This window comes from Pseudomonas bijieensis (genome assembly GCF_013347965.1).
Lineage (GTDB): Bacteria > Pseudomonadota > Gammaproteobacteria > Pseudomonadales > Pseudomonadaceae > Aquipseudomonas > Aquipseudomonas bijieensis.
The window spans coordinates 3,303,301-3,315,215 of the sequence record NZ_CP048810.1 but is presented as its reverse complement, the minus strand read 5'-3'; the positions used below and the strand labels follow the sequence as shown (position 1 = coordinate 3,315,215).

The following is an 11,915-nucleotide window of genomic DNA, read 5'->3' as shown; positions in this document are numbered from 1 at the left end:
CCCTGAAATCCAGGGGATGATCGTCAATGCTCGGTTCATATACCTGATATGAACCGATCAAGTTCTGCATCAAGACTCCCACTCAAGACGCACTGCCAGAACGCCGGGGTCGATTTATTTCCGATACGTGAAAGTTGTACAACCCATAGTTTCTAGGGTTGCGACCAGTCGGGATGTTGACCTCTTCGGGGATAATGCCGCTGCAGTTGAAGCAGGCGATGAAAGGCTCCGGTTGCGTCACGCTGGTCAACTTTTCGGTGAACAGATGCGTATCCGAAAGTACCCTTTCAACTTGACCCGGGTAGAGCGCAACGACTGAGTTGAGCGCACGCACTTCTCCATGAGCCCCAGGCCCTCCGGTGCGCACCGGAATGATCCCGTTGGATTTCTCGATGTGCGTTGCAATGAGTTTCTGGGTGGGTTGCTGGAGTTCGTGGAGGGTCTCGAGCGTCCTGCTCAGCGTCGGTTCGAGTTTCAGCACCTCAGGATCTACCTCAAATTGGTGGACCGGATCGTTTTTCGTCGCGCTGTACCGTTCGGCCAGGTCCGTCAGGTATTCATCGGTATTGCCGATCTTGTAGCTTCCGAAATCCAGGTAGAACCTGTCGCTTTTGGCGGTACCGTCATAATCCTTGTCCACGCCGCGGTATCCCGCCGGGCCGGATTTGGGCCCGGTAAGGTTGTAGTACTCGTTGAGACCCACATCGTTGTTGCCCTTGCGATCCAGGACGACGCCGTAGGAGTGAACGACCAGGTCCTTGCGTTTCGTTTTGCTGAAGCTTGGGCTGGGGGCGGGTCCGGAACTGACGGCTGCTCGATGATCCCCGGCAGATTGGCGGGCCTTTTTTGCCGGTGGGGGCTGCATCATCGTCTGGGAGCGGGCGTGACCATCAGCTTTCATCCATTGGATGACGTCCTCTTTTCCCAGTCCTTGGTGGTCGACGAACCGCAGCGGATTGTTCCCCACCATGCAATACAGGTTCAACCCATCGATCGCTCCCGCCGGATCGGGGCTGATCCAGCGTTGCAGCCACGGCGCGTAATAGCGCTGCCCGTAGTAATACAGGCCACTGGCATCGCGCTCCTTGCCGGAGTAGCGCAGGGTCCGGTAATCGGCCTCCACGGCCGAACGGGACGCCGCCCAAGCGGTGGCCCCGTAAGGCAGGTAGCTTTCCTGGCTGATCAGGTTGCCCTGATCGTCCAGTTCCAATGAGCTTGAGCCCAGGTGGTCGCCGAAGCTGTAGCGCAGCGGGTTGGCGGCAATGGTGGCCGGTCGGCCTTGAGTCCAATGCAGATAACGCACATTGCAGCGCCCCGCCTGCAGGGTAATGACTTCCAGGCGTTCGTTATCCCGCGTGTGAATTTCAAGGCCAGGCAAATAACGCACGTCCCGGGTGTGGACCCTCGCCGCGCCCTGGGTTGTCTGGATCTTGCGTACGCGTTGGCCGCCGCTGTCGTAGTAATAGCGCTCGATGTCATCGGGCGCGTTTTCGCGCCGTACCAACACCACGTTGTCGAGCAGATTGCGCAGGTTCCAGGTCAGCGCCTGGCCCGGGGAGAGCGCCTGCTGGTTGCCGTTGGCATCGAAGTCCACGGCCACGTCGGACGTAGACTGGCCTTTGTTCCAGGCACGCAGGCGATTGCTCGCGGCGGCCACCTCCAGTGTGCGGGTGTAGTGATTGCCGTCGCGACAATGGCGCAATTCGATCAGGTTGCCGCCGGCGTCGTACTCGTAGTGTTCGGTGAAATTGAACAACTGCCCGGGGTCGATGGGTAGTTTGCCGAGGGCTGGAAGGTCCGCGGGGCTGGTCAATCCAGCGGCCTCGCGCCCCGTCGCGCTGATCAATTGATGCAAACTGTCGTAAGTGAACGTGCTGCTGGCTTCGACCCGTTGGTTACTGCCGAACTGCACCGGTTGGGCCTTGTCCTCGAGGTGCGTCACGTTACCCACCGGGTCGCAGGTGTAGCGCAGATTCTGCAAGGTCTTGGCAGCCAGCGATGTGCGCAGGGCGGTCAGTCTACCGTTGGCCGGATCGTACACGGCGTGGCTGACGACACCGTTGCCGGCCGTCTGGGACTCGATCTGGCCGGACGGGTTGTAGACGAGATCGCTCACGATGGATTTTTCGGTCGAGGTGTTTCTTATCAGCAGGCCCACGGACTTGAGCTGACCCGCGACATCGAACGAGTAGCGCTGCTGGTGCTGGGCGGCATCGGTCTGCTGGATACACTCGGCGAGTGCGTCGTAGCGCCAGCTTGTCGTGTAGCCGTCGCCCTTTTCCAGCAAGCGATCGCGGTCTTTCTCCTCCGCTGGCCAGTCCAGTCGGTCGGTGACGGTCAGCAGATGCCTGGTCTGGCTGAGGGGTTTGGCGCAAAGCGCATAGTCATGGATCAGCAGGGTACCGGCGCTGTCATCGTGACGGATCAACGCACCGCACCGATTGCGCACCGCGGACTTCGGCGAATTGTCGCCGTATTGCAGGCATTCGACCCTGCGCGGCACGTCGCCTGCCGCTTGTTCATGGACGGCCGTCATGCGCAGTTGCGTGTCGTAGGTGGTCTGCCAATAGCTGCCTCGCTGATCCCAGCAGTGCAATATCTGCCCGGCATCCCCTGGCAGGTACAGGCGCCACCCGGCATCGATACTGTCGAGCAACAGCGTCTTGCCGGACAGGCTGTAGACAGTCTGCAGATTGGCGCCCCCCGTAGCACTGGCAAACAGTCGGGGATCGCGTTGCGCCACCTGTCGTCCCGCCGCGTCATAGTCTTGCTGGGTCACGCGCGCCAGGGACTGTTCCTGGGCGTCGCGCCGGTAGTAAGCGACTTGCCGCACGGCCAGGCCCCGGCTGTCGAGGGCGTTGATCGAGGGCGTCTTGTGATGAAGGCGTGCGCTCATGCTTCACCTCCAACAGTGGCGGCGTGTTCGGACACGACTTCCTGCAGCGTGTCATTCTCGTCTTCGTCCACGGTGTACCAAGGATGGCGGGTGTGTCGCCGCATGTAGGAGACGCCGGCTTGCCTGACCAGGCGCGTGAGGGTGGGGCGTCCGAGGGCGTCGTAGAACTGCCGGTCGTAATGGCCGAATTGACGCAAGGACTCGTCGTTGATGCAGCGATGTTGATCGGCAAAGTAAGGGCGGTAGATGCGCACCGCCAAGCCTTTGCTGTTGTATTCCACCCTTTCACTGACACGCCAGCGCCTTGCGGCGATCTGCTCCTTGGGCGTTCCATCCGTCAGCGTCAGGTCGCCCCTGGCGTCGACGACGTAAGCCATGCCCGGTTCGACGAGTTGCTTGCTTTGCAGGGTTCGCCCGAAGCCATCGAAACAGGTGACGGCGATGCGGATTTGTTTTCGGTCGTCATCGGGGTAGCGGTCGGCGACCAGTGTGGCGATGTGCACCGGTTCACGCAGCGCGGCCTCAAGTTCGTTTTTCAGCTTGAGGTCATCGGCCGAGAGTGCCTGAAGCTCCGCCAGCCGGTTTCGAGCCGACGCGCAGATATGCCCGCCAGGAAGCAGGTCGCCGTTGTTCACGCAACGCGCCAGCCAGTCGGTGTCCGCCAGGGCCGCCGTGGATACGCAACCCATCCAGCTGAAGGGCGCGTAATAGAGCGCCGTGGCGGCGTCCTGCAGGGCGTCCCGGCTTTGGCTGATGGCCGCTGTCGGGCTGCTGAACGGTGGTGGTTTGAACTGCGCAAGCGGTTTGAAACCCCGTGGCCCGTGGTGCTCGTTGCCATAAAAGGAGGTGGCCAACACTTGGCCGAAAGCATCGAGCAGGCCTTCCTGCACATTGCCGTTGGGGTCGGTGACGCGCCGGGGCTGGAGCGAACGGTAATCATAGGTCGCCTCGGTGGCACAACCATCAGGCAGTTGGAACCGGGTGAGCACACAGTGACGGTTGTCGTGGCTGATCTCGATCACGCCATGGCTTTCGCTCGGCTGTAGGGTGCGGATTTTGTAGAACCCGTCCCACGGGGCATAGGTCGCGAAGCCGCTTTTGACTGACCAGAGGCGTACGGGGCGGCTGCTCGCCGGAAGAAAATCGGCCATGCGGTGGTAGTGATTGCGTTCGAGCATTCTTCCCTTGGGGCGTGTTTCCTGGGGCAGCAAACGGAAGGCCTTGAGGGCGTTTTCGTCCAGCTCGGCCGTTTCCAGATGGTCGGTCAGGGCCTGGAAGTCCGCGACGCCATCCGCCAGGGTGGCTGGGCTCAAAGCGTCTTTGTAGCGCTGCACGGTCAGGCCGGTCAGCGTGCTCTGGTTCGTCCAGGTTATTTGCTTCACGCGTTCGCTGAAGGTTTCGAAGGTCATGTCCTGCGGCGCCAGCCCACCGGCTTCGGGAGCCTTGGGGCATCGCAACGCTTGGGTACGCTGGCGATAAGGCAGGCCCAACCGCCACGCCTGAGGCGCTTGCAGGTGGATGAATTCGGCCCGGGTTTCGTTCAGGTAGTAAAACTGCTGCGCCGGATCATGCGCATCGCGCCACCATCGTTGTTGGTCGACATCGCTGAACGGTGGGTTATCGTCGGCGGTTTTCCTGCGGGCGTAATGGATGTCCAGGCTGTGGGTGAGCGCGCCGTACTGGTCGTGTTGCAGGTTCAAGGTGTGCTGGCATTGCGGGTCATCGACGGTGCCTTCGTATTGATACGTGATGGATTCCAGCGGCAGCGGTAGCATCCGGGCGTAGGACCGATGGCTGTCGGGCGCTTGCAGCAGGCGTATGCGATAGCGGTGTTCCTGGACCGAGTACAGGGTCCGGGTTTTCCGGCGCCTGTCGACCCCGAATGTTTCGCTTCGCAGCACATGGCCACTTAACGCGCGGGCCATTTCAATGCGGGTGGCTGGGGTTGGCGCGGCCACGGGGATGTCGTGCCCGGCCTCGCCCTGGTATTGGCAAAGCAGCGCTTTGCCCAGCGCCACGGCTTGCGGGTCGTCGTTGTAGCCGATACGGGGCATGTCCACCGTTTTTCCGGTGTGGAACCAGGTCTTCTTCAGGCTGGGCATGGTGAAGCCCTGGGCGTCGGCATCGTCGGGGTTGGTTTCATTGTCGGTTTCCAGCAACAGGCCGAAGCCGCGAAACTCGCGCTCGACGCCGTCGTAGTAGCCTTGGCGATAGGCAAACTTGCGGGTCAGTCGATTTCCGGTGATTTCATCCTCCCGGGTCTGGCTCGAAACCAGATGCAGTGCCATGGGCACATGACAGACCGCAGGCGTGCCGGCCTTGGTATGGGCGGCTTTTTCATCCAGCCATTCCTGCGCCGAGCTGCGGTAGCTGATGGTTTCGCTGGCACCCATGTTGTTGTGTGTGCCGGTGAGCAGATACGGTTTCGACTCGACGAAATCGTAGCGCCAGTGTTGCGGTGTGATGTGCGGCACGCTCAGGATCAGGCTGGAGCAGCCGAGCCCCCGCAGGTCGGCGATGCTCACCTGGCATAAGTTGTCGTAACGCAGTCCGGGAGGCCAGGGCAGTGCGACCGCTGGGCGAAAACCCTGGCCGCAGCGGTTCATGAAGATCAGTGCCTGGTCTGCTTGCAGATAAATCAGGTCGACGGCGCCGGAGCCATCCAGATCCGCCAGGCGAATACGCGAGGCATCGAAGGTTTCGTAGGCAAGTCCGGGAAAGTCCAGCACGATGCCCTTGCCAAAACGCCCGTGGCCCAGGTTTGGCCAGCACGTCACTTCGTTGTGGCGAATGCGCACCAAGTGCTGCTGGCCGCTGCCCAGCACATCGCTGAACGCCACCAGTTCGCCGGGTGAGGCGTTGAATACCGCCAGGGCATCTTCATGCTCGTCGCGGGCGACTTCCAGCGGGGCGGCAAAACCGTGTTCCCGCTGGTTGACGTACAGGCGAACGCTGCGCGGGCCGATCAAGACCAGATCGCCGAGCCCTTCGCCCGTCAGGTCGGCCAACTGCCCTTGTGGGCTGAAAAACTCTGTTGGAAACGCGTTGAACGTGGCGAAATCCGCCCAGCTCCGATCGGCGCCGAGGGAGAAAAAACCGCTCAGCCCCGGTTGGGCAACGAGCCAGTCCAAACGACCATCACCGGTCAGGTCGTTCAATGACTGACGCATCGGTTTCCCATGGTCGGCAACCGGGATATGGGGCAGCTCCCGCCACGGGGCATAAGCCACTTTGTCGCTTTTGGCCTTGGCCCGCACGGGTTCGCGGTAAAGCCAACCTGCGTCGCTTTGATAGAGCACGCCCGGCAGGCCTTCGCCGTACAAATCCACCAGTTGATAACGGTGACCATCGTTGAGCCCCGGCAAGTCGTCAAAGCGTTGCCAGGCGCGGGCTTGCAACCGGGGCTTGAATTCGCTGTAGCTGAACTCGACGGGGGGCCGGCCGTCGACGGTTGTCCCATCGCCGAATGCCTGGTCATGGGCGGCGCTCAGTTGGTGCAAACCCAGGGATGTCTGGCGATAAGCGAGTAACAGGCGTCTCACCAGGATGGGGGCAGCCCCCAGTTCTTCGGGAAAACGGTGAAACATCAGGACCTGGCGGCACAGGCGTTCGGTGCGTAATTCAAAACCGTAGGCGAAGCTTGCAAAACCATCGCTACGGGTTGCCCACTGCTGGCCTCCATACGGCGGTTTCTGTTCGTAGGCTGTGGTCCGTTCACCGTAGTCGAACACCAATTCGAAGTGCCATTGCACGGGCGCGAGCCGGTCTGTTTTCCATAAGTACAGGTGTGGATCGGCTTTGAAATTGCCATAGCTCACCCGGCTCAAATAGCGTTGGGCCGTTGCGTCGGCCTTGTATTGGTAGAGGATGTGCTCGCCGTAAGGGTTCAGGCTCTCCTCCAGCAACCACTCGCCGACACGGCGCGTATCCAGGGAATCGGCTCGACGGGACGCAGGGTTCTTTCCGAACAGATGCAGGCTGCCATCGGCACCGTGCACCAGCCAGAAGCCCGGTTTGTCGTCGGGCGAGGACCAGTGTTCGATGCGGTCGAAGCGGCTTTCGATTCTGGGCAAATACCGGGTGACGGTGTAGGTCGTCCCCAGGTGCAGATCATTGTAGTGATCGATGCGGGTTGTGACGATGACGCCTTGCGCGTCGCGCTCGGGCAGCCAGACCACCCCGCTGGGGCCGATGATTTCGTCATCTTCGGTATAGGCCGGCACACCCTTGCCGGTGCGTCGCGCCACGCAGGGCAGCGACAGCTCCCAACCGATGCCGAACACACCGTTGCCGAGCGAGCTGGCATAGCTCAGGGACAAGGGCGGAGCAAAGCCGCGCCCCGGTGAAATCGGCAGGACAATTTCATAGGAGGCCGTACCGTGGGCGCCGATGGCGGCCCATCCTTTGCCGATACTTTGAATGGCGCCACCGCCCTTGGGCAGTGACGGCGCGGTGACAGGCAGGAGGGGTTGTTCCGTCATTGCGCACCTCCGCCGACCCTGGCCGTGTAGCTCACATGCACGATGACGTCGGTCAGTGAGTCAAGCAGGTCTTTTTGTGCTTCGGGGTTTGGGAAGGTCAACTGCCACGTGGAGATGGCGCCGGTGTGTTCGAAAGGCAGGTAGCGGTCATCGTTGAAATTCAGCGTGAACAGGCCGTTGTCGTCGACGCCCGTAGACAGGGCAATCTGCTGGTTGGCGCGTAGGCTCTGCAGGGTTTTGCCCCGGTCACCCGGGGAGAGGAATACCTTGCTGGCGGTCTGGGTCAGCGTGGCTCGAACGTTTTCGTACGGGCCGACGAGGGCCGGCAAGGACACGCTGATGGTCTTGATCCGCCGCAGGTAATGTTGCTGATCCTTGTAGTCGTCTTCGAACAATTGCTGGGTCAGCTCGAATTCGTAGGTGCCTTTTTTCAAGTCGGCATGGATTTGCGGCCATTCCTTGTTGAGGGTACTGGTCGGGGTGTGGCGTTTGAGCTGGCGCAGCGACACTGTCTTGCGTATCTCCAGTTCCCGCTCGTGACGCCGCAGGTACTCGGCGTGCATCTTCAACAGGTTCATCTTCAACAGCTCGCCCGCGCCCAGTCCGCGATAGGTCGTATGCCAGGCACCGGGCTGGACGAAACGCGTGTCGAAGTCGGCAATTTCATACTGCCAACCGGCTTCGGCCGCCAGGCACAGCGCCAGTGTCGCGTCGTAGGCCTGACGATAGAGCGCGGCAAATTGGCTGTTCAGCCATTGGTACAGTTGTGCTTTGGTGAAACGCTTGCTGAGAAAGTCGTAGTTGGCCTTGGCTTGGCTCAGGGTTGATTCGGCCAGACGCAGTTGCAGGCGAGTCGCGGTTTCCTGCTCGGCGAATTGCGCCAGTTGCGCGTCGATCTGGGCCAGTTCGAGCCGTGACTGATCGTAGGCGTGATGCCATTCATCCCGGCGGCGATCGAATGTGGCCTGACGGTCGAGTTGGGCCGCTACCGTGCGGCTTATGATCGCGGCGCTATGGAAGGCTGCAGAGGATGCGAGCGCTGGTCCCTCCCAACGGCTGCCGCCATTGCTGAAGCCAAAAACGTTCGGAGCCATCATCAGCCCACCTGCCACGATTTGGCAGGTCATTGCCCCGGCTTCCAAGGTGCCGCTGGTCACGTAGAAGTAATTGGCTTTTGTCTCGACGGCACTGAGATCATCGTCCAGCAGTTTTTGGTAATGGGTGATGCGGTTTTGAACAATGGCCTGGCTGGCCAGCAGCGCCTGGCGGTTTTGACGGTCGACGTTCAGGGCCTGGCGTTGCAGGTCAACGGAGACTTTCGCCAGGTCCCAGGCCTGTTGTTGCTGCAGCTCCTGCAACTGGGCCTGTTCCTTGCGCTCGATCAACGACAGCAGCGTGGCGCCGAACTGGCTGATGCTTTCAACGGCGTTCTGAGCCTGACTGTGCATGACCGTGAAGCGATAGTTGGGAATGTGCACCGCCGGCAAGGGGGCCGTAGCACCGTCGCGGGTGTTCGGGGCGCTGATGCCGAGCACGGCGCGTGGGTCCAGCGCAGCCGCGAATACCGGCAAATGCAACGGCTTGCCAGCCATGTCGAGGTTGTGCCGCAAGTTGTACAGGCGACTTTCGGCAACGTCCCAGCACTTGAGCAACTGCGGATTGAACGGCACGCATAGATATGGGCTATCGATGGCCGCCAGGGTCCCTTGCGAAATGCCGTCTTGCATAAGTGATGGGGGGCTGGTGGCAGGCAGGGGCAGCAAGTTTTCAAAGGTGCGCAGGTCATCATTGTTCGTGTGGCTGAGGGCTCGAAGGCTGATAGCCGTCCAATGATCGACCGGTTGAACGGCCGGGCGTGGCCCCAACAAGTCCAGGGTCCGGACGTACCAAAGCTTTGCTTCGCTGAGGCTGTCCGGTGTCAGCTCGCGGTACGCGGCATCGCCTCGGTTGGTCAGGATGTCGAGGTAGAGGAAATACAGCGCCTTGCGAAAGTGCACCGGATGACTGAGGGCAATTTGATGCGGATCATGGGGCGCCTGGGCGGAATACGAAGGTGTGTCACCGTCGAGCAGAGGGACGCTTCTCCAGCATTCGGCTTTCCTGCGGCTCGGGTCGAAGACATAGCGCAACCAGCGTTCAGCGTCCTCATACCGATGCTCGGCGTTCAAGCGGTGGGCAACCAGCCATGGCAAGTAAAGAAACAGTTCGGTGAAGTAGCGGCCGTAAGGTCCGTGGAAGTCCATCCTGTTGTTTGGGGCGTCGGGCAGGGCGGGTTCCGGCAGTTGTTGAGTGGTCCGGTCGAACAGTTCGTCGAGGCTGTTTTCGGTTCGCCGGATCAGTTCTGCGGCAAATACGGTGTTCAATCGGATCGGTTGGCGCTTTTGGCTTTTGCCGTCGCTGTGCTTGATGGAGGAATTGGTGAAGTCGATGAATTGGGTGGTGCCCAGGTTGGATGTCGGTACGGCGCTAATACTCGGCTGTTCGAGGAACCTGGGCGCCAGGCTCAGTTTGAACGCTTTGAGCGCGAAGGAAATTATTTCATCCGGTTTGTCTGGGCGGGCCAGCGCAACACCATAAAATAACGTATCTCCGTCCCCATTAAGGTCTTCCGCCCGCAAGGGGTGCTCATGGCGACTGGGTAGCTGTTTCACCAGGGGGGATGCGGCGACAGGCTCCAGTTTGTCATACGTTAACGAGTCGGTTTCTATGCCGGCGGGTTGGCGCAAAATTACATATTTTCGGTAGAGCAGCTCTTCTTCATACGAGAAGGGAGTCCGGATATGACTGCGGCCGTGAGGCTCTTGTAACGCCACGGTAACCTTCCCTCGAGGGGCTCCGGTGAAGCGGTCGTTGTAGGTTTTGATCAAGTGGCGTACTGCCGCTACTGAGATCAGCTTTCCAGCCAGACTTTTTGTTGCTGAAGTCGTGAATCCAGGTGAATCCTCACTGTCCAGGACCACGTTGTTCAGGTCATCGAACGACAACTGGTAAGTCATATTGGTGGGGTCGACCAAAGTTATGGCGCTGATTTTGGAATTGTCACGAAGTTTTATGTAAGAAGAGGAGGGCAGGTGTTCGTCGACTGGAGGCAGCATGAGCTGAAGCCGTGGAAATACGATGCGAATTTCACTCACGGCAGGGGGGAGGTACGTATCGTCGGCATGGAAGGATAGTATGTGTGTCGAATCGACGGGTTTGTAAATTGCTCCGTTGAAATAGTCATCGAAATTCAAAAGGCTGTTAGTAATATTCTTGGGGCGCGGGATTGAAGCACCCTCGATTTCCAGAAAAGCCAATCTTGTTTGAAAGCGCTGGTCGTGAGGTTCGATGAGCGTCGTATCAAGGAGGGTGTGTTCCTGTTTTTTTGGTTTTTGTTCTTCCGCCTGTTCAATCGTCGTTGCACTGTCAGGCTTATGGGCAAGATTTTTGTCGATGTAGATTGTTCTGATGAAACTAAAGGTATTGGTCGACGCAGACCCCGAGCCGGCGTTGGGCTTTCGCGCACATAAGGCAAGATACAGTGAGTCTCGCGAGCCCTTGCGATGTTGCGCCGCAACGGTACCTATCAACGGCATGATCGTCTCCAGACCCTGACTGGCAAGCGCCTGATCCTCGCAATACCCTTGCAGGCCCAATCGCGGCGTACTCCAGATGCCATCCTGTTTTTTGAAGCAATAGCTCAAACGCAGCAGCGGATGACTCGCCCTTGGCGGCGAGGCGTCGTCGCTCGAGTGCGCGCTGGCGGCCGACTTATCCTGATGGATGCATTCGGCCCAGACCACGAACAGGCGGTTGTTGAACCAGACCGGACGGATCGAGTGTTCGACCGCGCTTTCGGGGATCGGTACGTCGGCTTTTTCCCAGTCCGACCAGGCATACGGATCCGGCTGATCCAGTTTGGTGGGGGACGATGAGGGACCGTCCAGTGGACGTTGCGCCATGTCCAGCGAGCGCCAGAAGTAAGTGTTTTCGGTACGGGATTTGGCGATGAGGTAGTAGGTGCTGTTGGCAAAGTCCTCGCCATCGATATAGCCGTTGAGAATCGTCAGGTTGGCCACTTCTTCGAATCGGGCCAGGTAGGCCAGGACCGCCGATTGAACCGCATGAGGTTCAATCCGATTCTGGCTGAGGGCGTTTTCCAGTTGCTGGAAGTTGTCGCTCTTGTTCGCCCTCAGGGTCGGGTCCAGATAGGTCGAGGGGAAATACAGCAGCTTTTGATGGGCGGCCCAGGTGGCGTACTGGTGCAGTTCATTGCGCCATGTCTGCCGGTGCTTGGCGCTAACGTCTTGCGGGTCGTAACCGGGCTCCATGTTCATCAGGATACGGTTGATGTATTGCTGCAGGCTGGCAATGGCACAGGCCACCTGCGTGGTAGGCACATCCTGGCTGACCAGTACGTCGAGCAACCAGTATTCATAGAGATCCTGGGCACTCTTGAGCGGCGTGGCATTGTCGGGTGCGACAGTGTTCAGGTAGAACGCCAGCAGCGCATCGCGCAGGCGTTCATCGAGCTGCTTTTTCAGGGCAACGGTCATATT

General features: G+C 59.9%; 3 protein-coding genes. All 3 read right to left on the bottom strand.

Translation table 11 applies throughout. From position 1 onward, the window contains the following. Positions 1–82: 82 nt before the first annotated feature. Genes GN234_RS14525 through GN234_RS14515 form a run of 3 tightly spaced genes read right to left on the bottom strand, consistent with a single transcriptional unit; the run spans position 83 to position 11,912 of the window. Positions 83–2,896 carry an RHS repeat-associated core domain-containing protein gene (locus GN234_RS14525; protein WP_176688675.1) on the bottom strand — a complete coding sequence of 938 codons (2,814 nt, stop codon included), beginning with the start codon at positions 2,894–2,896 and terminating at the stop codon, positions 83–85. Continuing rightward, positions 2,893–7,377 carry a SpvB/TcaC N-terminal domain-containing protein gene (locus tag GN234_RS14520; RefSeq protein WP_176688674.1) on the bottom strand — a complete coding sequence of 1,495 codons (4,485 nt, stop codon included), beginning with the start codon at positions 7,375–7,377 and terminating at the stop codon, positions 2,893–2,895. Before GN234_RS14520 ends, GN234_RS14525 begins: the two co-directional genes overlap by 4 nt. After that, positions 7,374–11,912 carry a Tc toxin subunit A-related protein gene (locus GN234_RS14515; RefSeq protein ID WP_176688673.1) on the bottom strand — a complete coding sequence of 1,513 codons (4,539 nt, stop codon included), beginning with the start codon at positions 11,910–11,912 and terminating at the stop codon, positions 7,374–7,376. Before GN234_RS14515 ends, GN234_RS14520 begins: the two co-directional genes overlap by 4 nt. Positions 11,913–11,915 lie beyond the last annotated feature (3 nt).

What these genes read in the sequence shown, in the direction of transcription:
- GN234_RS14525 (WP_176688675.1), bottom strand. Translation starts at nt 2,896, where the DNA reads ATGAGCGCACGCCTTCATCACAAGACGCCCTCGATCAACGCCCTCGAC.
- GN234_RS14520 (WP_176688674.1), bottom strand. Translation starts at nt 7,377, where the DNA reads ATGACGGAACAACCCCTCCTGCCTGTCACCGCGCCGTCACTGCCCAAG.
- GN234_RS14515 (WP_176688673.1), bottom strand. Translation starts at nt 11,912, where the DNA reads ATGACCGTTGCCCTGAAAAAGCAGCTCGATGAACGCCTGCGCGATGCG.